Origin of the sequence: Nocardia acididurans (assembly GCF_016741815.1) — a bacterium.
Taxonomy (GTDB): Bacteria; Actinomycetota; Actinomycetes; order Mycobacteriales; family Mycobacteriaceae; genus Nocardia; species Nocardia acididurans.
Map to the genome: position 1 here is coordinate 510,441 of NZ_JAERRJ010000006.1, position 24,375 is coordinate 534,815.

The following is a 24,375-nucleotide window of genomic DNA, read 5'->3' on the forward strand; positions in this document are numbered from 1 at the left end:
ACCGGTCTGCCTGCAACCTCCGACATTGGGCAAACTTCTGCGGCGATTGCGCGACGAACGCCAGGTTTCCCGCGAGAAGCTCGCTTTCAACGCGGGAGTCAGCAGTAGTTACATCACACATCTGGAGAACGGAAACCGCGACCGCCCCACCCGCGAGGTGCTGCACGCCCTCGTCCGATATCTCGACCGGGTCGGCCCGCTGTCGCAGGTGGAACGCCGGCATCTGCTCGACCTCGCCGGACTGGGCGCGGGCGAATATCCAGCGGTCGACCAGCTACGCGCCTGGATCACCCCCGATATGCACCACGCGCTCACATTGCACGAACCCAACCTGGCCGCCTATTTCGACACCCGATGGAATCTGCTGGCCAGCAATGAGAGCTTCGCGAACGCATTTCCCGGGCTCACCGAACAGGGCAATATGCTGCATTGGCTGCTCGGCAACGATATCGCCCGGCAGACCGTGGTCGAATGGGAGCAGGAGGTGCGGCTGCTCGTGCACTGGCTGCGCGGCCTGCTCGCCGGCTCCGGCGACGCCACCTCCTCGGTCGCGTTCCTCGCCGAACTCGCCCAGTACGAACACTTCTGCCGCATGTGGGACGAGGAGGCCGTGGCCTACGGGCGGGATCGGCCGCTACTGCATCTGCGTGATCCCGGGACCCGCCTGCGGCGCGCGATCGTGGTGCAGATGTTCCGGGTCGACTCGGTCGCCCATGCCGACCGGATACAGATATTCCTCGGCATTCCCACCGAACGGCTGAGCCTGACGGCCGGGTGAGTGCCGATCAGTCACCCGTAGCGAACACGAAACGCGCCCGCCGCAGATCCACCCGGTCGCCCGCCAGCGGACAGCCCTCCTCCGCGAGCAACCGCAACTGCCGGTGCGCCAGATGCGCCGCCGGAGTGCCATCGGCGCGCAATACCCGATGCCACGGCAGATCCGCGGAATCGGTGCGCATGATCCAGCCGACCGTGCGCGGTGTGGACAGACCCGCCGCGGCCGCGATATCGCCGTAGGTGGCGACGCGGCCGGGCGGGATGGCGGCCACCAGTTCACGCACCCGCTCGATATCGGCGTCGGTTGTCGGCATGCGGCTATCCCAGCACGGATCGCACGAGCGCGGCGGACTGTTCGGGACGCGCCTGCACGACCATGTGGTCACAGTCGAATTCGTGCACGGTCAGGTTCTCGCCGAGCCGCGCGGCGAGTGCGGCCCGGAACGCCGGCGTCACGAACGGCGGCTGCACCTTCATGGCCTGCACCACCACCGTGCGCAGATGTGCGGGCGGCAGCACGAACTCGCGCGCCAGCTGACCCCAGTACGAGATGATCGCGGGCATGGCCAGCCGCCACGCCACCCGGCCCTGCGGCGTCGGCACCAGATGCTCGGCCAGTTCGGCCTCGAGCACCTCCGGATCCACCTCCGCCCAGGCGGTTTCGAGCTTGTCGAACCGCGCGGCGTCGACACTCTCGTAATCCGGATGCTCCAGAACGGAATTCGCGATCCGCAACATCAGCTCCGGATCCAGCCCGATCGCCGGATCCAGCAGCACCAGCCCCCGCACCAGCTCCGGAACCGCGCGCGCCAGATGCACCGCGACGGCCCCGCCGAACGAATGCCCGACCACCACCACGGGTCCGTGCCCCTCCGCCCGCAGCAGTTCCCCCAGGTCGCTCACAATCGATTCGAAATCCCACGGCGGCACACCGGGCGACCTCCCATGCCCCCGCAGATCCGGCGCAATAATCCGCACATCGGGCAGATACCGCTCGGCCAGCACCTGCCACCGCTGCCCGTGCCCCGTCAACCCATGCAGAGCCAGCACCACCGGACCGTTCTCAGGACCGAACCGATGAACATGAAGATCACACACGAGCGCCATTCTGCTGCCTCGCCCCGACACCCCCGCGCCCAGCACTGTGAAAGTCCCCACGCTCACAGTGTGGGAACGGTCAGGCGTGCACCACACTCACTGCGAGGTTCGGGGGCGCAGCCCCTGAGTGCTTCGGGTGGCGTCCGTCCCGCTCACCGCCGGGGTTTGGGGGCGCAGTCCGTGAGTGCTTCGCGCAGCGTGCGCCGCGCTCACGGCGGGGGTTCGGGGGCGCAGCCCGTGAGAGTTTCGCGCAGCGTGCGCCGCGCTCACGGCGGGGGTTCGGGGGCGCAGCCCCTGAGAGTTTCGAGAGTTGTACTCCCCGCCAACTCGGGGCAAACGAAAACTGTCGGGGCGGTCTGTTGAAATAGCCGGCGTGATGCGATCGGATAGCTCGGTGCAGCTTGTGCGCCGGGCAGCGGCAGCCTCCCCCCTCCGGGAGTGGGACGCCGCTATCCGCCCGCTGTTCGAGGAGCCGGGTCTCGACCCCGGCTGGCGGCCCTGGCAGGTGCTGGGCGGACCGGGCACCGGGAAGACGGCACTGCTGGTGGATCTGGCCGCCGCGCGCATCCTGAGCGGCGCCGAGCCGGATTCCATTCTCGTGCTCACCTACTCCAAGCGAGCGGCCACGGCCGTCCGCAACGCGATCACCGCCCGCATCGCGGAAGCCGATCCGGAACTGGGCGGGGTGCCCGGCGCCACGCGCGGCCCGCTGGTGCGCACCCTGCACTCCTACGCGTTCGGTCTGCTGCGCAGCTTCGCCGCCACGCACGGCAATCCGCCGCCGCGCCTGCTCACCGGTTCCGAACAGGACATCGTGCTGCGCGAGATGCTGCGCGGCGAACTCCTCGACGGCGCCCCCGAATGGCCCGAACGCCTGCACCCCGCCCTGCCCGCCGCCGGATTCGCCGAACAGTTGCGGGATCTCATGCTCCGCGCCACCGAACGCGGCCTCGGCCCCGAGGACCTGGTCGAACTCGGTCGCATCCACCGCCACCCCGAATGGGTCGCCGCCGGCCGCTTCTTCGAACGCTACGAGCAGATCATGCTGCTGCGCTGGTCCGTCGGCATGGACGTCCCCGAGGCGAGCGCCCCCGCTCTCGACGCCGCCGAACTCGTCACCGCCGCCCTCGACGCCTTCGCCGAGGACCCCGACCTCCTCACCACCGAACGCACCCGCCTGCGCACCATCCTGGTCGACGATGCTCAGCACCTGGATCCCCATGCCGCCCAACTCATCCGGGCCCTCGGCGCAGGCCCCGCCACCACAGTCGTAGCAGCCGACCCCGACCAATCCGTCTTCACCTTCCGCGGCGCCGACCCCCGCTTCGCCGTCGACCCGCAAGCCCCCGCCGACCGCCGAATCATCCTGCGCCGCAACCACAGATCCGGCACAGCCATCCAGGAACTCGCCGCCCGCATCACCGCCCGCCTGCCCGGCGCGAGCGCCCACCGCACCCTGCCCACTGACGGCGAGACCGCCTCCGGTGCAACGGATTTCCTGCGCGAACTCATCATGGGCGCCGAAGCCGCCGCCGATCGCCACGCCGCCGCCGATCGCCACGCCGCAGGCGCCGCCGTGCCGAGCTCGGCCGAACTGGCCGCGCGGATCGGCTGGGATGGAACGACTTCCGCAGGGGAGGTGCGTGTGCAGGTGCTGACCACGCCCGCGAAGGAGGCCGCGCTGGTCGCCGATCAGCTGCGGCGGGCGCATCTCACGCACGGTGTGCCGTGGTCGCGGATGGCGGTGATCGTGCGGTCGGTGCCGCTGTCGCTCGCGCCACTGCGGCGGGCGCTGCTGGCGGCCGGCGTTCCGGTGCGGCAGCCGCCGGCGGATGTGCCGCTCGCGCGTCGCCGGGGTGCGGCGTGGATGTTGCTCGCGCTGCGGGCTGTTACCGCGGGTGATCCCACGCGGGTGGCTTTCCCGCGGCCGATTCCCTTCGGCGCCGAGGACGCGCTCGACATGCTGGCGGGTCCGCTCGGCGGTGCGGATCAGATCAGCCTGCGGCGGCTGCGGCGTGGTATCCGCCGGACCGTGCTCGAACTCGGGTACCCCGAGCGGACACCCACCGAGCAGGACGGTGACGAGCCGATTCCCGGTGCGCGCGAGCGCAATTCGGGGGTCGAGCCGGTCGACGATCCGGCCGCTGCCGCCGAGCGCTATGCCGATCTCGATCGGTCGTCGGCCGAGATTCTGCGGGATCTCATTGTCGGCGTGGGGAATCGGGAGATTCTCGACCGGCTCACCGAGGTGGAGTCCGCGCCGCTGCGGCGCGTGCTCGCGGCGCTGGGGAAGGGGCGCAAGGCCCGGCGCGAGGGCGGCGGGCTGGAAGACGTCATGTGGGGCGTGTGGACCGGGTCCACGCTGGAGAAGCGCTGGGTCGGGCAGTCCGAGCGCGGGGGAGCGGTCGGCATGCAGGCGGACCGCGACCTGGACGCGGTGGTCGGCCTGTTCGAAGCGGCCGCCTCGTATGTGGACCGCCTGCCGCGCGCCACCATCGAGGGATTCGTGGAATACCTGGAGCAGCAGGAGATTCCGCAGGACAACGCCCCGCACACCGATCCGGGCGAGGCGGTGACCGTGTGCAGCGCGCACGCCGCCGCGGGCCGCGAATGGGACACCGTCGTGGTGGCGGGCGTGCAGGAGGGAATCTGGCCCAACCTGCGCCCGCGCGGCTCGCTGCTCGGGGTCGAGGAACTGGTGGATCTCGTTGCGGGCGTGGGTGTTACCGGCGAACGGGTGAGCCGTGCCGCACCGCTGCTGGCCGAGGAACGCCGGCTGCTGCTGGTGGCCTGCTCCCGTGCCCGACGCTCCCTGCTGGTCACCGCCGTGGAATCCGTTACCGGAGACCAGGATCTGGTCCCGTCCCGCTTCCTCGCCGAACTCGACGCCGACGGCGAGGACGGGCAGCCGGGCCGGGTGCCCCCGCCGGTCGACCCCGGCCGGGCGCTCGCCATGCACGCCCTCATCGCCGAATTGCGCGGCGCCGCATGCGATCCCGACACCCCGCCGGAGCGCCGCGCCCGCGCCGCCCACGAACTGGCCCGCCTGGCGCAGGCCGGTGTCCGCGGCGCGCATCCGCGCGACTGGTACGGCACCGCCGAACTGTCCTCCGAGAACCCGCTGTGGGACAGCGAAGACGGCTCCATCTCACTGTCGCCCTCCACGGTGGAGCAGCTGAAAACCTGCCCGCTGCGCTGGGCGCTGGAACGCCACGGCGGCAGCGACGGCGAGAACCCGCACGCGCTCAAGGGCAATCTCGTGCACACGCTGGTGCAGGCGCTCGCGGGCCAGGTCGACGAGGCACAGGTCAAACAGGCGCTCGTCAAAGCCTGGAAGAAGGTCGATCCCAGCGCCCAGCATGGCGAGAACTGGCATTCGCGCGCCGAGCTGCGCCGCACCGAAACCATGGTCGACACCTTCCTGGCCTGGCTGCGCAACACCCGCGACGAACTCACGGCCCTGGGCGTCGAGGTGCCGGTGGACTGCATCCTGCCCGCCCGCAATCCGGGCGAGCACGCGGTGCGCATCAGCGGGCGCGTGGACCGGGTGGAGCGAGACGCACTGGGCCGCTTCGTCATCGTCGATGTGAAGACCGGCAAGACCCCCATCTCCAAGCAGGCCGCCGAGGAGCACGCCCAGCTCGCCACCTACCAGGTCGCCGCCGCCGAGGGCGCGCTCGGCGAGGGCGAGCCCGGCGGTGCGCGCCTGGTCTACGTCGCCAAGCCCAGCAGTAAGGAGGGCGCGACCCAGCGCGCCCAGCTGCCCCTGGACTCCGAGGGAATCGACAACTGGCGCACCGTCATCCACGATGCCGCCGACGCCTCCAAGGGCCCCAGCTACCTCGCCATGCGCAATGAGGGCTGCCGGCACTGCAAGGTGGCGGGCAGCTGTCCCGTCCAGGACACCGGGCGGCAGGTGACGGACGAGTGAGTGCGCCATCGCCCGGCGATTCCGCGGGGGGTGGCGACCGGGGGAGCGGCGGCATCACTCCCCGGCAACTCGCCGACGCCCTGGGCCTGCCGCCGCCCACCGACGAGCAGGCCGCCGTCATCTCCGCCCCGCCCGGCCCGACCCTGGTGGTGGCGGGCGCCGGCGCGGGCAAAACCGAGACCATGGCCGCCCGCGTGGTGTGGATGGTCGCCAATGGCGTCGTCGAACCCGATCAGGTGCTGGGCCTCACCTTCACCCGAAAAGCCGCCCAGCAGTTGACCACCCGCATCCGCACCCGCCTGGCACGTCTGGCGGGCGCACCCCTCGTGCGCGACATCGACCCCACCGGTCGGCTGCGCGCCCTGCTCACCGGCTCCGAACCCGAGATCAGCACCTACCACTCCTACGCGGGCCGTCTCCTCACCGAATACGGCCTGCTGCTGCCGGTGGAACCCACCGCCACCCTGCTCACCCAGACCCAGCTCTGGCAGCTCGCCTACCGTGTCGTGTCCACCTGGGACGGTGACCTCGACACCGACCGCAGCCCCGTCGGCGTCACCGAAGCCGTCCTGGCGCTGTCCGGTCAGCTCGCCGAACATCTGGTGGAACCCCACCAATTGGCAAGCGCCCACCGCGAACTGGAGCGCCTGGTCCACACCCTCCCGGCCGGCCCCCGCCAGAAGGGCGGCCCCAAGAAGGCACTGCTCGATCTCCTCCAGGTGCAGCACGAGCGCATCGCTCTGCTGCCCCTGGTGGATCATCTGCACCAGGAACTGCGCCGCCGCGGTGCCCTCGATTTCGGCGCGCAGATGTCGCTGGCCGCCCGCCTGGCCGCCCATCACCCCGAAGTGGCCACCGCCGAACGAGACCGCTTCCGGCTGGTCCTCCTCGACGAATACCAGGACACCGGCCACTCCCAGCGCATCCTGCTGGCCTCCCTCTTCGGCGGTGCGGGGGCGCGCGAGGCGAGTGGTCAGCGGCTGGCGGTGACGGCGGTCGGCGATCCGATGCAGTCGATCTACGGGTGGCGTGGGGCGTCGGCGGCGAACCTGCCGCGGTTCGCGACCGACTTTCCGCTGGAGCCCGGGGTGCCCGCGCCGATTCTGCCGTTGCTCACCAGCTGGCGGAATCCGCCGGAGGCACTGGATCTGGCCAACCTGGTGTCGGATCCGTTGCGGGACAGGGCGCTTCGGAGCGGTGGCGTAACCGTGGACGCGCTGCGGCCGCGACCGGACGCCACGGCCGGGGTGGTGGCCCTGGCCCTGGCGGAAACCGTTGCGCAGGAGCGGGATTGGGTGGGGGAGCGGATCGCCGCGGAGTGGGAGGCGGCCGCCGACGCGGGCGCGGAACCGCCCACCTCGGCGGTGCTGGTGCGGCGCAACGCGGATGCCGCACCGCTCGCGGAGGCCCTGCGCGAGCACGGGTTACCCGTGGAGATCGTGGGGTTGGGCGGGCTGCTGCACACGCCGGAAGTGGCGGATATCGTTGCGACACTGCGGTTGATCGCGGATCCGTCGGCGGGCAGCGCGGCGGTGCGGATCCTCACGGGCGCGCGCTGGCGCATCGGGCTGGCCGATATCGCGGCGCTGTCGCGGCGGGCGCGGGAGCTGTCCATTTCCCGGCCTGCGGGGCAGAGCGACGCCATCACCGATACGGCCACCCTCGACGACGCGCTGCGGGAGGTCGCGCCCGAGCCCTCCGAGCGGGCGGGGCTGGGTGACGCCATCGCCGATCCCGGTGCGGCGGAACAGTATTCACCGTCGGGCTACGCGCGCATCAATGCGCTCGGGCAGGAACTGGCGCACCTGCGGGAGCGGGCCGGGCAGCCGCTGGCGGAACTCGTCGCCGATGTGGAACGCACCATCGGCGTCGGCGTGGAGACCCAGGCACGCAAGGCGCATGCGGCGGCCGGGCGCGAGCACCTCGACGCGTTCGCCGAAGTCGTCGCGGGCTACTCCGCCGATCACCGCTCCTCGCTGCCGGGCCTGCTCGACTTCCTCGCCGCCGCGGAGGAAGTCGAGGGCGGACTCGAACCCGGCGAGGTGGAGGTCGCGCACGACCGCGTGCAGATCCTCACCGTGCACGCCGCCAAGGGCCTCGAATGGGAGGTCGTCGCCGTCCCGCACGTCGTGGACGGCACCTTCCCCTCCGGCACCGGCACCACCACCTGGATGGGCGCTCTCGCCGAACTCCCCACCTCCCTGCGCGGCGACCGCCGGCAGGAGGACGCGGGCGACGGCGTCCCCGTCCTCACCCTCGACGACCTCTACGACCGCTCCGACCTGGAACGCGCTCTCGACGAGCACAAACGCGCCCTCGCTCACCGCCGCCTCGACGAGGAACGCCGCCTCTACTACGTGGCCCTCACCAGAACCGAACGCGCCCTGTTCGTTTCGGCCCACCACTGGGCCGAAACCGGCTCCAAGCCCAAGGGCCCCTCCGACTTCCTCCTCGAACTGAAACAGGCCACCGACACCCCCGACGCCCCGCTGTCGCGCGCCATCCGCATCGACCGCTGGGACGACCCGCCCCTGCCCGACACCGTCAACCCCTTCACCGACAACCCGCCCACCGCCGACTGGCCCCGCGACCCCCTCGGGCCGCGCCGCGAAGCCGTCGAGCAGGGTGCGGCCCTGGTCGACGCGGCTCTCTCCGCCTTGCATGCCCAATCTCGGCCTCGTCCAGCGGAATTGGATTTCGCTGCCGAATTTGCCACTGCTGCAACGAGTTCCGGAGATTTCGACGGAATCGACAGTGTCGCGGCGGATTCCGACCCGGTAGCGGATCCCGGCGCGGATGCCGACTCCGATCCGGACCCGGAGGGCTGGTCGACCGACGTGGACGCGCTGCTCGCCGAGCACCACGCCGCCGAACAGGCCGTCCGGGAAGTGGAGCTCCCCGGTCAGATCGCCGCCACCTCCCTGGTCGACTTGCGTTCCGACCCAGCGAAACTCGCCGCTCGCATCCGCCGCCCCCTCCCGTACGCGCCTAGCCCCTACACCCGCCGCGGCACCGCCTTCCACGCCTGGGTGCAGCGCTGGTTCGGCGCGGGCCGCCTGCTCGCCTTCGACGAGCTCCCCGGGGCCGCCGACATCACCGACCGGGATGCGGGCCTCATGCGCCTGCAGGAGGCTTTCCTCGCCTCGCAGTGGGCCGACCGCAACCCGGCCGACGTCGAGATCTCCTTCGAAACCACCTTGGCGGGCACCGTGATTCGCGGTCGCATGGACGCCGTCTTCCGTGAGCCCGGCGACCGCTGGATCGTGGTCGACTGGAAGACCGGCTCCGAACCCCGCACCGCCGAAGAGGAATCGGTCTCCATCCAGCTCGCCGTCTACCGCCTCGCCTGGGCCCGCCTGGAATCCGCCCGCACCGGCATCCCCGAGGCCGACATGCTCGACCGCGTCACCGCCGCCTTCCACTACGTCCGCACCGGCAGAACCATTGCCCCCGACCACCTCCCCGGCCCGGCCGAACTCGAACGCCTCATCACCGCCGCCGCCCCCGTACGCGGCAACGGCACCGGCCCGGCAGCTGCCGAGGCCTCGGGGTCGCCGGACGACGCGGAGGCCACACAGGTCGAATCACTGCGCGCGCCACTGGCCCGCCCCGCACCGGGTGCGTCGCCGAGCCCTGCTGTACCGCAGCGACGTCCGGCGGAGTCCCCGTTCGAGTCCCCCGGCGCAATCGCGCCACAGCGGCCCGGTGTTTCCGCCCGGCAATCGGGCCGCGAGGACGAGCCGCCGCCCGATTTCGAGCCCCCGCCGGACCCCGGCGTGCCCCAGAATCCGCACGCGGCCTTCGGTTTCGAGGATTCGGGCGGATGGGAACCGCCCCCGGATCCCGGGCCGGAGCGGGGCGAGGAACCCCCGCCCGATCCGGAATCCCTGCCCCCCGACCCGCTTCGCTAGTCGCGACGCGCCCGTCGCCGACGCCACGCTCGCGCGCCGGGGCAGGTACGCTGCGGTCCTGTGCCGCAGCTAGATGCCTCCGGAATGGCCGGTGATCCGCGTGTTCGGTGAAAATTCGCGTGGGGTGGGCAGGCTCACCGACCGGCCCGATTTCGCGCTGGTCGGTATCCTGCGTATCCCCGAGATCCAGACCAGCCCCTGGCGGTCGCTGTCGAAGCGGGTCGCGCTCGCCGCGGGCCTGCTCCTGCTGGCGACCGTGGTGGTGTACATCGGGCGCGACGGCTACCGCGACGCCAGCGGCGACCCGCTGTCGTTCCTGGACTGCGCCTACTATTCGACGGTCTCGCTGTCGACCACCGGCTACGGCGACATCACCCCGCTCACCCCCTCCGCGCGGCTGGCGAACATCCTCATCATCACGCCGCTGCGCGTCCTCTTCCTGATCGTCCTGGTCGGCACCACCCTCGGCGTGCTCACCGAACGATCCCGGCAGGCATTCAAGATTCAGCGATGGAGGCACACCGTGCGTAATCACACCGTGGTCGTCGGTTACGGCACCAAGGGCCGTACCGCGATCGACGCCATGCTCGGCGACGGCGTGCAACCCGCGGACATCGTGGTCGTGGACACCGATCCCGGCATGCTGGAGCGTGCCGCCAACTCCGGCCTGGTGACCGTGCACGGTTCGGCCACCCAGTCGGATGTCCTGCGGCTGGCCGGAGTTCAGCACGCCTCCTCGGTGGTGGTGGCCGCCAACCGTGACGACACCGCCGTCCTGGTCACCCTCACCGCCCGGGAACTCAACCCCAAGGCCAAGATCGTCGCGTCGATCCGCGAGGCCGAGAACACCCACCTGCTGCGCCAGTCCGGCGCGGACTCGGTGGTCGTGTCCTCCGAGACCGCCGGCCGCCTGCTCGGCATCGCCACCACCACCCCCAGCGTCGTGGAGATGATCGAGGACCTGCTCACCCCCGAAGCCGGCTTCGCCATCGCCGAACGTGAGGTCGAACCCGAGGAGATCGGCGGCTCCCCGCGCCACCTGCGCGACATCGTCCTGGGCGTGGTCCGCTCCGGCGAGCTCATCCGCGTCGGCGAAGCCGAGGTCGACGCCCTGGAATCCGCCGACAAGCTGCTGTATCTGCGCCGCGTGCAGAGCTGACCCGGACCGCACGGTTAGTCTCGAACCGTGTCAGGTTTTCAGCTGAATGCTGTTCCGGTTCTTTCTCGTTCGTCCCTCGACCGGGCGGAGCATCTCCGTGGTGACGAGCAGGCGCTGAAAGAGGGCTGGGCGCAAGCGAAGTTGCTGCGAATGAACAAGCGCGGCCAGGTGCGGATCGCGGACGGCGCGGTGGTGCTCGAGGCCGCGACCACGCTGGCGGAGGAGCCCGCCGCCGATGCCGTCTTCCTCGGCGTCGAGAGCGAAACCCACCTGTGGGCGGTCCACGACAACGACCTCGAGGGCGAGCTGACCGACCTGCGGGCCTTCGGCGCGACCTTCACCCTCAGCGATCGCGACACCGGCCTGCTGTCCACCGCCATCGCCCTGCTGAACTGGCACCGGTCCGCCCGCTACAGCGCCACCGACGGCACGCCCACCACCGCCACCAACGGCGGCTGGTCGCGCACCAGCGAGGCCGGGCACGAGGAGTTCCCGCGCACCGACCCGGCCGTGATCGTGCTCATCCACGACGGCGGCGACCGGGTCCTGCTGGCCCGGCAGCACACCTGGCCGCAGGGATTGTTCTCGCTGCTGGCCGGTTTCGTGGAGGCCGGGGAGTCCCTGGAACGCTGCGTCGAGCGCGAAATGCTCGAGGAGGTCGGCGTGCACGTCCGCGAGATCACCTACCTGGGCAGCCAGCCCTGGCCGTTCCCGCGCTCGCTCATGCTCGGGTTCGCCGCCGTCGCGGATCCCGACGACGCGCTGACCTTCCACGACGGTGAGATCGCGGAGGCGTACTGGTTCACCCGCGCCGAAGTGCGCGAGGCCCTGGCCGCGGGTGCGTGGGGGAGTGGCGACGCGCAGGCCCGGCTGTTGCTGCCGGGTTCCATCTCGATCGCCCGCACCATCGTCGAATCCTGGGCCGCCGCGGGCTGATCCGCACAGCACGAAGCCGCACACCCGGTCGGGTGTGCGGCTATGTCGTGTTCACGCGGCTCAGCCGAGCGCGGCGAGCGCCTGCTTGACCTGCACGAGGCTGGGGTTGGTGGCGGTGGATCCGTCCGCGTACTTCACCGTCGGCACGACGTGATTTCCATTGTTCACGCTGCCCACGAACTCCGCGGCCTCGGGATTCTCCTCGATATCCACCTTGGTATAGGTGATACCGGCCTCGTCGAGCTGCTTCTCGAGGCGGCGGCAGTAGCCACACCAGGTGGTCGAGTACATGGTCAGATCGGTTGCAGTCACGGTTCGTGCAACGACCTCGCCGCTGATCGTGTTCCCCGCTCGCCACGCCGCCCGCGCGACCGGGTTTCCCGAGCAGCGGGTCCGCATAATGCCGACGCTGTCGGAGCCTGCTGCCATGATGGAGCGCGTGACTGCCGCGACGACCCCCAAGCTCCGGCTCGACGACCTCGATGCCGAGCAGGCGGCCGCCGTCCGCGCCCCGCGCGGGCCGGTGTGCGTGCTGGCCGGTGCGGGAACAGGTAAGACGCGCACCATCACCCACCGCATCGCACATCTGGTCTCGGCCGGGCACGTGCGCGCCGACCAGGTGCTCGCGGTGACCTTCACCGCCCGCGCGGCCGGCGAACTACGCAATCGCCTGCGCGAACTCGGCCTCGGCGGCGACGCCGGGCAGGTGCAGGCGCGCACCTTCCACGCCGCGGCGCTGCGGCAGCTCAAATACTTCTGGCCGCAGGTCATCGGCGATGTGCCGTGGCGGTTGATCGACAGCAAATTCCCCATCGTGGCCCAGGCCGCGCGCGGAAACGGGCTGTCCACCGACACCGACAGCCTGCGCGATCTCACCAGCGAGATCGAATGGGCCAAGGGCTCGCTCATCGCGCCCGAGGACTATGCGGCCGAGGCGGCTCGCCTGCACCGCGACGCACCCTACGAGGCGTCCAAGGTGGCTGCCGTCTACGCGGGCTACGAAGCCGCGAAGATCACCCCGGACGGCCTGTACCTGGACTTCGACGATCTGCTGCTGCACACCGCCGCCGCACTCGAGGACAATGTCGCCGTCGCCGAGGAGTTCCGCGGCCGCTACCGCTGTTTCGTGGTCGACGAGTATCAGGACGTCACCCCGCTGCAGCAGCGTGTGCTCGACGCCTGGCTCGGCGAACGCGACGATCTGACCGTTGTCGGCGACGCCAACCAGACCATCTACTCCTTCACCGGGGCGAGTCCGGCCTTCCTGCTCGACTTCTCCCGCCGCTTCCCCGAGGCGACGGTGGTGCGGCTGGAACGCGACTATCGGTCCACACCCCAGGTGGTGTCGCTGGCCAATCGGGTGATCGGCGCGGCACGCGGCCGGATCGCGGGCACCCGCCTGCAACTGATCGGCCAGCGCCCAGACGGTGCCGAACCGGTCTTCGCCGAATTCGACGACGAACCCGCCGAAGCCGCCGGCGTCGCGAGGGCTGTCGGCAAACTGCTCGGAAACGGTGTTCCCGCAGCCGAAATCGCCATTCTGTACCGCATCAACGCACAGTCCGAGGCGTACGAGCAAGCGCTCACCGAGGCCGGGATTCCCTACCAGGTGCGCGGCGGTGAGGGCTTCTTCAACCGCCCCGAGGTCCGACAGGCCGTGCAGGCGCTGCGGCAGGCCCACGCCCGCGACGACATCCCCGATGCCCGCGGCGCGAACCTGGTCACCCTGGTGCGCGCCGTGTTGCGGTCGAAGGCGGGTCTCACCAAGGAGGAGCCGGTCGGCGCGCAGGCCCGGGAACGCTGGGCCTCACTCATGGCGCTGGTTCAGCTCACCGAGGAGCTCGCCGCGCAGCACGTGGCCGCCGACACCGAAGCAGCCGGGGAATCCGTTGTCGGTGCGGCCGGGGATTCCGATGAGGACGATCAGCATCCGACCGCACCCGGCAGCCACCACCCGGCCGACGAATCCGGCCTGGATCTGACCGGTCTGCTGCGCGAACTCGCCACCCGGTCCGAGGCCCGCCATCCTCCGACCGTGCAGGGTGTCACCCTCGCGTCGCTGCACGCGGCGAAGGGGCTCGAGTGGGATGCGGTGTTCCTGGTCGGCTTGGCCGACGGCACCCTGCCCATCCAGCATGTGCTCGGCCCCGACGGCACGGTCTCGGATGAGACCGCCCTCGAAGAGGAACGCCGCCTGCTGTACGTGGGCGTCACCCGCGCCCGCGAGCATCTCCAGTTGTCCTGGGCGCTGGCGCGTTCCGCGGGTCGCAAGGGGCGGCGGCGTCGCTCGCGGTTCCTCGCGGGGCTGGTTCCGGATGATTCACCGGCTTCACGCATCGCCCAGCACACCACCGATCGACGCGGTCCCAAACGGGTGCTCCCCGGCTGCCGCATCTGTGGCCGCCCGCTGCTCAATACCCAGGCCACCATGCTCGGCCGCTGCAGCCGCTGCCCCGCCGACATCGACAACGGACTGCTCGAAGCGCTGAAGGACTGGCGCAGGGAGAAGGCCGACGAGCTGTCCCTGCCGCATTTCGTGGTGTTCAGCGATACGACCCTGACCGCCATCGCCGAACAGCGCCCGGCCGACGATCGCGCCCTGGTCGCGATCCCCGGTATCGGCGCGAAGAAACTGCAAACGTACGGGGCGGATGTTCTCGCCATCGTCCGAGCGCGATCCAACGCGTCGGACTGACAGTGCGCAAGACCGCAAAACTGCTGGTCAAAAATAGGTTGTGCGTACCCGTATATCTCCCTAGGGTGGTTCTCATGCATCCGGGAGGTATCCCGGTGCGCATACGACCTAATCGCTGACGAGTACAGGAGGGAGGCAGACCAATGTTGAGCATCGCGAACACCATCAACCGGACCGACGCATTTGCTTCGGCCGGCGATCTGGCGTTTACGCCTGCGCTGTCCATGCTGTCGGCCTCCCGGGGGATCCTCGCTACGCAGGGGATTCGTGTGTCCAGCCAGAGCGAGCGCTGCTCCGATCTTGGTGTTCAGGTTTTCGCAACCAAAGCCCAAGCGCCGAAGCACATCGTTATCCAGCAGGACAAGCCCAAGGGTGGCTGGCATCCGGCAGTCGCATATGCGGCTACCGGAACCGTCGCCGTCGATATGGAAGCCGGAATCAACCCGGCAGCCGTACTGGCAGCCCGCCTCCGCCCGACCACCCACCCAGCGACCGTGATCAGGAGTCGACACCGAAGTCGACTCAGGTAGGGATTCCACTCCCAGCCCTTCTGGCCACGGATCGCGACAAACGCGAAACCGTGGCCATATTTCTTTCGGCGGCCAACAGCTACCGGGCACCGGTTTCGCGAAACACCACCAGTGTTTCCACAAGAAACGACCGCTGCACGAGCTGAAGGAGCACGACGTGTCGAACACGGTTACCCGTGACCGCGTGACATGCCGCAACACCGTGGCCCCGACCACCCGTCGCCGGGTTGTCGCCCTGCCGATCCCCTGCCGGGACGGTAACCCCGATCTGTGGTTCGCCGAGAGCCCGGCCCAGCTGGAAGAGGCGAAGGCGCTCTGCGCCGCCTGCCCGATCCGGCAGGGCTGCCTGACGGCCGCCATCGATCGGGCCGAGCCCTGGGGTGTTTGGGGCGGTGAGATCTTCGACCAGGGTGTCGTGATCGCCCGCAAGCGGCCCCGTGGCCGCCCGCGCAAGGTCGCGGTGGCATGAGCCCCCTGTACGACGGGGGAGTAGAACCGATACGACCCGCTTACCTGATGGTAGGCGGGTCGTGTTGTATCTCGGGAAAGTCAGCTGGCCGTACGGTATTCGGCGTAGCCGGGCACCCAGTCCTGCATGAGTTTCATGAAGGGGATCTCGGCGTCGAGCTGGGCGCAGATGCCGACCGAGCCGCCGAGGACACGGAAGATCATCACATGCTCCGCCGGAAGTTGCAGGGAGCGGGCCGTTTTCATCATGTCGGTATTGCTGATGTCGGTGGCCTTGCCGGCGACCCGCTGCATCCACTTGCGGGTGAAGTGGAAGGTCTCGGTCTTGATCGGATCGGTGAACGGACGCAGGTAGTCCTGGATCTCCTTGCGGCTCACCGTCTTACCGGGGATGACCCAGCCGTTCGCGTGCAGTAGTTCGACCAGCTCGTCGTAGCGGTCCTCCACCTCGAGCGCCACCAGCTGACCCAGAATGGACGGGAAACCATTGGGCAGCGGGGCACAGGCGCCGTAATCGATGACGGCGAGGCGGCCGTCCTCCAGCACCATGAAATTGCCGGGATGCGGATCGGCGTGCAGCAGGCCCGCGATGGCCGGTGAGCTGAAATGGAATTCACCCATCAGTCCGGCGGTGCGATTGCGCAGTTCGAGCGTTCCGGCCGGATCCTCGATGCCGCGTTCGATGATCTTCGAAACCGGCGTGGCATTGTCCAGCCATTCGGTGACGATCACCTTCGGGGCGCTCGCGACGACCTTGGGCACCACGAAGCGCGGATGCTCGGCGAAGGCCTTCGCGAACTGCCGCTGATGGCCTCCCTCGATGCGATAGTCGAGTTCCTCCTCGGTGCGCTCGCTGATCTCGGCCAGAATCGGCTTCACATCCGCGCCGGGAATGAGCGCGCTGATCATGCTCGCCATGCGGTTGAGCGTCTTGAGATCCGAGCGCAGGGCTTCGTCGGCGCCCGGATACTGCACCTTCACCGCGACAATGCGGCCATCGGTCCATTCGGCCTTGTGCACCTGGCCGATACTCGCCGAGGCGGTGGGATTGTCGTCGAAATGCTTGAAGCGCTGCCGCCAGCCGGTGCCGAGCTGCTGATCGAGCTGGCGGTGCACGGCGGCCGCTGGCATGGGCGGGGCGGCGGCCTGCAGTTTGGTGAGCGCCTCCCGGTAGTGCTCGCCGAATTCCTCCGGGACCGCGGCTTCCATGACGCTCAGCGCCTGGCCGAACTTCATGGCGCCGCCCTTGAGCTCACCGAGGACGGCGAAAAGCTGTTCGGCCGCCTTCTGATTCAGCTCGGCATTGATTTCGGTCTTGTCTCCCCCGGCAAGTTTGCGGCCGAACCCGACGGCCGCCCGCCCTGCGATGCCGAGTGGAATCTTGGCCAACTTGGCATTGCGGGAAGAGCGCTTGCTCACAATCTCTGACACGTTCCCATCATGCCGATGTCCCAGACGGGGTGCCAGGGGAATTGGATGTTCTCGCGGGTCATCGCCGTCCGTGTTATCCATCACAGTGGTGTTCGCTCTCGTATAACTCCGCAACCGCACTGCGGATGGGCAATCCACCGGCGGCAATCCAGCCGGTGTGAATCCAGATTCAGCTCGAGGGTGGCGTTCAGGGTCGCGGGCGCACGGGCCGGACTGCCGTGCGCCACCGTCTCGATCTCGTTGAGCGCCAAGGCCGCGGCGGCCGCGATCCCCGCGGGCGAGGCGTATCCGGTGCGGCCGAAGAGCTGGGCCGCCAACTGTGGCCACTCCGGCTCGCGATCACACCGGTGCAGATCGGCACACCGCAGGCAGCTGGTCACCCCCGGCAGGACGAGCGGGCCGATCACCCCGCGGCCATCTCGAATCCGCACCTGTAGATGCGGTATCCGCCGCCGCATCAACTCCCGGGTGCAGGCGGGATCCGGTACCAGCGCATCCGCCAGCACCACCAGATCCGGACTTCCCGATCCCACCGCATCGGCCTCACAGCTGCGGGCGGCACGCAACCCGATCCGCCGCACCCCGTCGACCAGCGCATCGGACAATGGTCCCCGGCCGTGCACCCGCACGTTCCGTAACCGTGCAGGCGTCCGCTCCAGCAGAAGCCCTGCCGCCTCCAGCTCGGCCAGGAACAATCGCGTCGTCTCGGCCTCGAAGCCCAAAGTGCCTGCCGCCGAAAGGATCTGCGAGAGCGCAGTCACCCCGTCCAGCAAACGCAACAGGCGCGGCACGGCTTCCGGCGGGCCGGGCAGCTGCACGATCACCGCCGCTTCCGGATCCCACCCCAGCTGCACCTGCCCGTCCTGCCGCATCAGCACAGCCAGCCGAGGATGCAGCATCGGCCCACGTGTCACGGTGGTGTTCATCCACGCAGTATCGGACCACCGAGCACGCGGCTCAGCCCCGAACCCGAACTCGCACCCCCCTCGCCGGAATGACGGCGCGAGGTCGCGGACTAGGCGGAGGTGTCGCCCGGCTTCTCGTCCGGGGTGTCGCCTTCGTCGGCCTTCTTCTCCTTCTCGAGCCGCTCGCGCTCGAGGGTTTCGGCCAGCTGCTGCAGCGGGTCGTCGAAAGAGCTTGCGCCGCCGCCGATTACGGAGTCGATGAAGCCGGCGGGGGAGTCCAGGTCCGAGGAGTCGGGGAGCAGGTCGGGGTGGGCCCAGACGCCGTCGCGCTTCTCGATGCCGGTGTCGCTGGTGAGTCGCCGCCACAGGGCCGCGGCTTCGCGGACCTTGCGGGGCCGCAGTTCCAGACCGACCAGTGTCGCGAAGGTCTGCTCGGCGGGGCCGCCGGTGGCGCGGCGACGCCGCAGTGTCTCGGCCAGTGCGCCCGCACCCGGGAGCCGATCACCGACCGCGTCGGTGACCACGACCTCGACCCAGCCCTCGATCAGGGCCAGCAGCGTTTCGAGGCGTTCCAGCGCGGCCTTCTGCTCCGGCGTGGTCTGCGGCTCGAAAGTGCCCTGGGAGAGCAGTTCCTCGAGCTTGGACGGCTCGGTGAGCGACATCGGGTCCAGGCCCTGCGCGGCCTGCTCGATGGCGGAGAAGTCCATCTTGATGCCGCGCGCGTAATCCTCGACCGCGCCGAGCACCTGCTGGCGCAGCCACGGGACGTGCGCGAACAGACGCTGATGCGCGGCCTCGCGCGCGGCCAGGTAGACGAGGATCTCGCTCTCCGGCTGCTCCAGGCCCTCGCTGAACTCGGAGATGGCCGACGGCATGAGCGCCGCGGTGCCGGCCGGGCCGAGCGGCAGGCCGATATCGGTGGAGGTCAGCACCTCCTTGGCGAGCTGGCCCAGGGCCTGACCCAGCTGCGAGCCGAAGGCGAGGCCGCCCATCTGACCGAGCATGCCCATCATCGGGGCCGCGAACTCCTTGGCCTCTTCGGGCAGGGTCGCTGTCCACATGCCCGAAACCTGTTCGGCCACCGGATCGCACAGCCGCTTCCAGGTGGGCAGCGTCTCCTCGATCCAGTCGTTGGCCGTCCACGCCACGGTCTTGGTCGCGCCCGCGGGGAAGGTGGTGGACTGATCCAGCCACAGTTCGGCCAGGTGCGCCGCGTCGGTGACCGCGCGCTGCGCGCCCGCCGTCACGGGAGCCACGGTGGCTCCCAGCTGCTGGCGCGCCAGGCGCTTGGCGATGTCGTAGTTCACCGGCCCGGCCTGCCCGCCGCCCGGCTGACTCATGTTGGTGAACATGGCGCCGAGCTGAGTGAGCATCTGCCCGAGTTGCGACGGATCGAATCCGCCCGCCCCACCCGGACCGCCGATCCCGAATCCGAACGGGTTGTTCGCACCAGAACCGCTGGACTCGTCACCCGGCTTGCGATCCGGGTCGTCGTCGCGATTCGAGAATCCGAACGGGAAATCACTCATGGTTACTACGGTACTGGAGGCTCCGGGGGTGCGAACCGGCGAGCGGACGCGGCAATCGGCCACACCACCAGTACCCTTGGCCCGGTGAACCGTCGGATATTCACCCTGCTCGCTGCCTTGATCCCGATCCTGGTGCTGGGAATCGCAGGCAGTGTCGTCACCGTCCCGTTCGTGGCGCTCGGACCTGGGCCGACATTCAACACACTGGGCGATGTCGAGGGAAAACAGGTCGTCGAGGTGCGGGATGTGCCGGTCGATCCGACCACCGGCAACCTGAATATGACGACGGTCTCCGTTCGCGATCGGCTGAATATTTTCGAGGCGTTCGGGCTGTGGCTGGACGGTCAGCACGGGCTGGTGCCGCGCGCCGAGGTGTATCCGCCGGGAATCTCGCGTGAGGAAATCGACAAATCGAATCAGCAGGAGTTCAAGAACTCCGAGGACGACGCCGAATTGGCGGCCCTCAATTATCTGAAGATGCCGACCGCGGTCGAGTTGCAGAATGTCACCGAGGACGGGCCGTCCAAGGACGCGCTGCGCAAGGGCGATCAGCTGGTGAGCGTCGACGGCAAACCGGTCGTCACGGCCAAGGACGTGGTGACCGCGGTGTCCACCACCAAGCCCGGCACCGCGATTCCGGTGGTGTTCAAGCGCGACGGCGTCGAGCAGACCGCCCAGATCACCGTGGGCCGGCGCCCCGACGACGCGGAGAAGGGCTACCTCGGCATCACGCCGGTCGAGATCTCCACCGGCCCCATCCAGGTCGACTTCAACCTGGCCGAGATCGGCGGCCCCTCAGCGGGTCTCATGTTCACCCTCGCCCTCATCGACAAGCTCACCCCGGGTGAGCTGAGCGGCGGCAAGTTCGTGGCGGGCACCGGCACCATCGACCCCGACGGCAAGGTCGGCCCGATCGGCGGCATCCAGTACAAGATGATGGCCGCCCGTGAAGCCGGTGCGGAGACCTTCCTGGTCCCCGCCGCCAACTGCAACGAGGCCCTGCAGCGCACCCCTGACGGCCTACGCCTGGTGAAGGTCGAAAACCTCACCGCCGCAGTCGATTCTCTCGCCGCCATCAACTCCGGCAAGGAAGCGCCCAGCTGCGGATAGTCGCCACGAGTGGTGCGTCAGAAGTCGTCGGGCTCGTTCTCGAAGGTGTGGCGCAGGGCCTCGATGAGGTTGGGCGCGAGGTTCGGGGTGGTGCGGAGGTCGAGGTCGCCGAAGGGGTCCTCCTCGTCCTCGGTCGGGCGGACCTGGAGCAGCGACAGCGAGGTGCCGTCGCGGAGAACACCGGCGAACAGGCGGGCGTCGCGGCGGCCCGGGTGGGTGACGGCGGCGCGCCGGGCGGCCGAGTCGGCGGCGTCGCGGTCGGCGAGCAGCGGTTCGATGGCGTCATCGAGGGTCTTCTCGGCGGCGGGCGGGAGGACCACGATCTGCTGCACCAGCACGCAGCCTTCGACGGCGTCGGGCCAGCTGGTGGTGGCGAGGAACTCGTCGAGCGCCATGTTGTTGCCGGTGATGTCGTCCGGGAACGGTTCCTGCGCAATGGGAGTCAGGGCCGAGGCGTCGTCGAGCTGATCGAGCAGGCCGGGTTCGGCGGCGACCAGGTCGGCGGTGGGCACGAGCGCGAACATCTGCGGCGGGCGATCCCAGCCTTCGCCGTCGACGTACTCCGCTACTTCGCGGATGCATCGGTACAGGGCGGACGCGGCCCACTGCTCAGGGTTCACGGCGGTAATCCTCGCATCGCCGGGATGGCTCGGGGAGCGCGGGTGCCGGGCGTTTTCGCTGAGCGCTGAGATCAGCGTGTCGGGTGATGGGCCGGAAAGCGGGCGTTTTACGTAGAGTGGGGCGCGAACGGTCCCCTGGGGGGACCGAACGGTCCTCTGGGACCGGAACTCATCATCGGACTGCGGCGCACCGACCGGTCTCCCGGCGCGGGCGCCGCCGGACCCTGGGAGAGTGGCATCGTGGGCATGCGCCCCCCGAGCGGCTTACCGACGCTGTCCCGACGCAGTCGCATACTGCTCGTCACAGCCCTGGTGCTGGCGGCTTTGTTACTGGTCGGGCCGCGTCTCACCGACGCGTACACCAACTGGCTGTGGTTCGGCGAGGTGGGATTCCGCAACGTCTTCACCACGGTGCTGCTGACCAGAATCATTCTGTTCCTGATCGTCACCCTGGTGGTGGCGGCGATCATCTGGGTGGCGCTGTTCCTGGCCTACCGGTCGCGCCCGGTCTTCGTGCCGGTGGCCGGCCCGGGTGATCCCATCGCCCGCTACCGCACCACCGTCATGAGCAGGCTGCGCCTGTTCGGCCTCGGCATTCCGCTGATCATCGGCCTGCTGGCCGGTCTTGTCGCGCAGTCGAGTTGGGTGACGGTGCAGCTGTTCCTGCACGGCGGCGACTTCGGCGTGCAGGATCCGCAGTTCAATCTGGACGTCGGCTTCTACGCCTTCGATCTGCCGTTCTACCGCATGGTCCTGAACTGGCTGTTCGTCGCCGTGGTGATCGCGTTCTTCGCGAATCTGGTGACGCACTACGTCTTCGGCGGCCTGCGCCTGAGCGGCCGTGAGGGCACGCTGAGCACGGCGGCGCGGGTGCAGCTGGCGATCATCGCCGGAATCTTCGTGCTGCTCAAGGCGATCGCCTACTGGTTCGACCGGTACGCACTGCTGTTCAGCACCCGCAACGACAACTTCACCGGCGGTACGTACACCGATATCAACGCGGTGCTGCCCGCCAAGCTGATCCTGCTGTCCATAGCCGTCATCTGCGCCCTGGCGTTCTTCGCCGGAGTCGTCCTGCGCGACTTGCGGATTCCGGCCATGGCGGCGGCGCTGCTGGTGCTGTCCTCGGTGCTGGTGGGCGCGGTGTGGCCGCTGCTGGTGGAGCAGTTCTCGGTGCGCCCGAACGCGGCCACCAAGGAGAGCGCCTACATCGAGCGCAATATCGCGGCGACCCGGCAGGCGTACGGGATCACCGACGAGAGCGTGGAGTACAAGGAGTTCCCGGCCTCCGGTCAGCCGACCGGCACCGGCGGCGCGCTGTCCGCGGCGGACCAGGAGACCATCAAGAACATCCGCCTGCTGGATCCGAACCTGCTGACGCCGACCTTCACCCAGATGAAGCAGCGGCAGAACTTCTTCGGCTTCTCCGATCCGCTGGACATCGATCGCTACACGATCAACAACCAGGTGCAGGACTACATCGTCGGTGCGCGAGAACTGGTGCCGCAGAACCTGTCCGACAACCAGAAGGACTGGATCAACCGGCACACGGTCTACACGCACGGCAACGGTTTCGTGGCCGCGCCCGCCAACAAGGTGAACGAGGCCCCGCCGCAGGAGGCGCAGGCCGCCTCGGGCGCGAGCGGCGGCTTCGGCTACCCGGTGTTCGATGTGGACGGCAAGACGCTGGTCATCGACACCACGACCGCGCCGGACAATCAGGCCATCAAGGTCAGCCAGCCGCGCATCTACTACGGCGAGCTGATCTCGAAGACCGATGCCGACTACGCGATCGTGGGCGCGAATGGCCAGCCGGCGCGCGAGTACGACATGGACAACGCGCGCTACTCCTACACCGGCAGCGGCGGCGTGCCGATCGGCAACTGGTTCAACCGGCTGGCGTTCGCGGCCAAGTACGCCGAGCGCAACATTCTGTTCTCCAGTTCCATCGGTGAGGATTCGAAGATCATCTTCAATCGCGATCCGAAGGACCGGGTGCAGGAGGTCGCGCCGTGGCTGACCACCGACGGTGATGTCTACCCGGCCGTCGTCGACGGCAAGATCCTGTGGATCGTGGACGCCTACACCACCCTCGACAACTACCCGTACGCCGAGCGCACCTCGCTCGACGGCGTGGTGGAGGACAGCATCGACCAGACCACCGGTCGTCTGCTGCCGCGCAAGGAGGTCAGCTACATCCGCAACTCGGTGAAGGCCACCGTCGACGCCTACGACGGCACCGTCACCCTCTACGAGGTGGATCCCAAGGATCCGGTGCTGGCGGCGTGGCGGGGCGTCTTCCCGAACACGGTCAAGCCGATGAGCGAGATCAGCACCGAGCTGCGGGCGCACTTCCGCTACCCGGAGGATCTGTTCAAAGTGCAGCGCGAGATGCTGTCGCGCTACCACGTGGACGATCCGCGCGAGTTCTTCAACGCCAACTCGTTCTGGTCGGTCCCCTCGGATCCGACGGTCGAGGGCGCGGGCAATGCGCATCAGCCGCCGTACTACGTGCTGATGGGCGATCAGAAGACGGGTAAGCCGGCCTTCCAGCTGACCAGCGCCATGGTGGGCTTCCGGCGGCAGTTCCTGTCGGCCTACATCTCCGCGGCCTCGGATCCCGAGAACTACGGCAAGATAACCATTCTGAAGTTGCCGGGTGACTCGCAGACCGACGGTCCGCAGCAGACGCAGACCCGAATGACCAACGACCCCAGCGTCTCCAGTGAGCGCACGGTGCTCACCGGTGGCAATACCGCCAAGGTCAGGTACGGCAATCTGCTGACGCTGCCGATCGGGAACGGCCAGTTCCTGTACGCGGAGCCGTGGTATCTCGAAAGGGCCAGCGGCTCAGCGAATTCCGCGTCCTTCCCGCAGCTGGTGCGTGTGCTCACCACCTACGACGGCAAGCTCGGCTACGCGCCGACCTCCGCCGAGGCGCTGCGCGAGGTGGGCCTGGACGCCGGTAGCGCCACCACCGTCCCGCCCAACCAGGGCACGGTGAACAATCCGCCGAATCAGGGTGGGACGCCGCCGAATCAGGGCACGGTCATCCCGCCCGCCACCACCGGCCGGGATGAGGCGGTCAAGCAGATCGACGCGGCGCTCAAGGCCGTCTCGGACGCACAGAAGTCCGGCGACCTGGCCGCCCTGGGCAAGGCGTTCGAGCAACTGCAAACCGCGATCAACGCCTACAACAAGTCGGGTGGGTAATACCCAGGGTGACAACTGATTTCGGGCGATCCGGGTAACTCACCGGGTACGTCCGAAATCGG

At 69.1% G+C, this 24,375-nt stretch carries 17 protein-coding genes; 10 read left to right on the forward strand and 7 right to left on the reverse strand.

Annotation, left to right across the window (positions count from 1 at the left end; genetic code table 11):
• Positions 1–25: 25 nt before the first annotated feature.
• Positions 26–778: an MmyB family transcriptional regulator gene (locus JK358_RS18250; protein WP_232851419.1), complete on the forward strand. Its 753-nt coding sequence runs from the start codon at positions 26–28 to the stop codon at positions 776–778.
• A gap of 7 nt (positions 779–785) precedes the next feature.
• Here JK358_RS18250 and JK358_RS18255 read toward each other — a convergent pair whose 3' ends face one another.
• Together JK358_RS18255 and JK358_RS18260 are read right to left on the reverse strand one after the other, a co-directional pair.
• Complete coding sequence (locus JK358_RS18255; protein WP_201948871.1) at positions 786–1,091, reverse strand: MGMT family protein; 306 nt, start codon at positions 1,089–1,091, stop codon at positions 786–788.
• 4 nt (positions 1,092–1,095) lie between these two features.
• Entirely contained in the window at positions 1,096–1,884 is a 789-nt protein-coding gene (locus JK358_RS18260) for an alpha/beta hydrolase (RefSeq protein WP_201948970.1), read from the reverse strand.
• 367 nt (positions 1,885–2,251) lie between these two features.
• Between JK358_RS18260 and JK358_RS18265 the strand changes: the two genes are divergently transcribed.
• The 4 genes from JK358_RS18265 (at position 2,252) to nudC (ending at position 11,812) form a co-directional block, all read left to right on the forward strand.
• Complete coding sequence (locus JK358_RS18265; RefSeq protein WP_201948971.1) at positions 2,252–5,806, forward strand: ATP-dependent helicase; 3,555 nt, start codon at positions 2,252–2,254, stop codon at positions 5,804–5,806.
• Complete coding sequence (locus JK358_RS18270; RefSeq protein WP_372440682.1) at positions 5,803–9,717, forward strand: ATP-dependent helicase; 3,915 nt, start codon at positions 5,803–5,805, stop codon at positions 9,715–9,717. The genes JK358_RS18265 and JK358_RS18270 overlap by 4 nt, the downstream gene beginning before the upstream one ends.
• 73 nt (positions 9,718–9,790) lie before the next feature.
• Entirely contained in the window at positions 9,791–10,876 is a 1,086-nt protein-coding gene (locus JK358_RS18275) for a potassium channel family protein (protein ID WP_201948872.1), read from the forward strand.
• A gap of 27 nt (positions 10,877–10,903) precedes the next feature.
• Positions 10,904–11,812 (forward strand): NAD(+) diphosphatase, encoded by a 909-nt coding sequence (gene nudC / locus JK358_RS18280; protein WP_201948873.1) that lies wholly within the window; start codon positions 10,904–10,906, stop codon positions 11,810–11,812.
• A 60-nt stretch (positions 11,813–11,872) separates the two neighbouring features.
• Here nudC and JK358_RS18285 read toward each other — a convergent pair whose 3' ends face one another.
• Positions 11,873–12,124 carry a mycoredoxin gene (locus JK358_RS18285; RefSeq protein ID WP_307817602.1) on the reverse strand — a complete coding sequence of 84 codons (252 nt, stop codon included), beginning with the start codon at positions 12,122–12,124 and terminating at the stop codon, positions 11,873–11,875.
• 118 nt (positions 12,125–12,242) lie between these two features.
• Here JK358_RS18285 and JK358_RS18290 point away from each other — a divergent pair, with 118 nt between their 5' ends.
• The 3 genes from JK358_RS18290 to JK358_RS18300 all read left to right on the forward strand — a co-directional run bounded on the left by JK358_RS18290 (position 12,243) and on the right by JK358_RS18300 (position 15,506).
• A complete protein-coding gene (locus JK358_RS18290) occupies positions 12,243–14,507 on the forward strand; it encodes an ATP-dependent DNA helicase UvrD2 (protein WP_201948973.1) in 2,265 nt (754 codons plus the stop codon).
• 143 nt (positions 14,508–14,650) lie between these two features.
• The gene (locus JK358_RS18295; protein ID WP_201948874.1) at positions 14,651–15,037 is read left to right on the forward strand and encodes a hypothetical protein; all 387 of its coding nucleotides are present in this window, start codon (positions 14,651–14,653) and stop codon (positions 15,035–15,037) included.
• Between the two features lie 202 nt (positions 15,038–15,239).
• Positions 15,240–15,506, forward strand: a complete 267-nt coding sequence (locus tag JK358_RS18300; protein WP_372440685.1) for a WhiB family transcriptional regulator — start codon at positions 15,240–15,242, stop codon at positions 15,504–15,506.
• An 80-nt stretch (positions 15,507–15,586) separates the two neighbouring features.
• Here the strand turns inward: JK358_RS18300 and JK358_RS18305 are convergent, their stop codons facing one another.
• The 3 genes from JK358_RS18305 to JK358_RS18315 all read right to left on the reverse strand — a co-directional run bounded on the left by JK358_RS18305 (position 15,587) and on the right by JK358_RS18315 (position 19,370).
• Complete coding sequence (locus tag JK358_RS18305; protein ID WP_307817603.1) at positions 15,587–16,936, reverse strand: ABC1 kinase family protein; 1,350 nt, start codon at positions 16,934–16,936, stop codon at positions 15,587–15,589.
• An 80-nt stretch (positions 16,937–17,016) separates the two neighbouring features.
• Positions 17,017–17,862 carry a TOMM precursor leader peptide-binding protein gene (locus JK358_RS18310; RefSeq protein ID WP_201948876.1) on the reverse strand — a complete coding sequence of 282 codons (846 nt, stop codon included), beginning with the start codon at positions 17,860–17,862 and terminating at the stop codon, positions 17,017–17,019.
• Positions 17,863–17,951: 89 nt separating this feature from the next.
• Positions 17,952–19,370 carry a zinc-dependent metalloprotease gene (locus JK358_RS18315; RefSeq protein ID WP_201948877.1) on the reverse strand — a complete coding sequence of 473 codons (1,419 nt, stop codon included), beginning with the start codon at positions 19,368–19,370 and terminating at the stop codon, positions 17,952–17,954.
• Between the two features lie 84 nt (positions 19,371–19,454).
• On the opposite strand from JK358_RS18315, the gene JK358_RS18320 reads away from it, so the two are divergent.
• Positions 19,455–20,480, forward strand: a complete 1,026-nt coding sequence (locus JK358_RS18320) for a YlbL family protein (protein ID WP_201948878.1) — start codon at positions 19,455–19,457, stop codon at positions 20,478–20,480.
• A gap of 17 nt (positions 20,481–20,497) precedes the next feature.
• Here JK358_RS18320 and JK358_RS18325 read toward each other — a convergent pair whose 3' ends face one another.
• The gene (locus JK358_RS18325) at positions 20,498–21,100 is read right to left on the reverse strand and encodes a PPA1309 family protein (protein ID WP_201948879.1); all 603 of its coding nucleotides are present in this window, start codon (positions 21,098–21,100) and stop codon (positions 20,498–20,500) included.
• A gap of 240 nt (positions 21,101–21,340) precedes the next feature.
• Here JK358_RS18325 and JK358_RS18330 point away from each other — a divergent pair, with 240 nt between their 5' ends.
• Entirely contained in the window at positions 21,341–24,313 is a 2,973-nt protein-coding gene (locus JK358_RS18330; RefSeq protein WP_201948880.1) for a UPF0182 family protein, read from the forward strand.
• Positions 24,314–24,375: the final 62 nt, after the last annotated feature.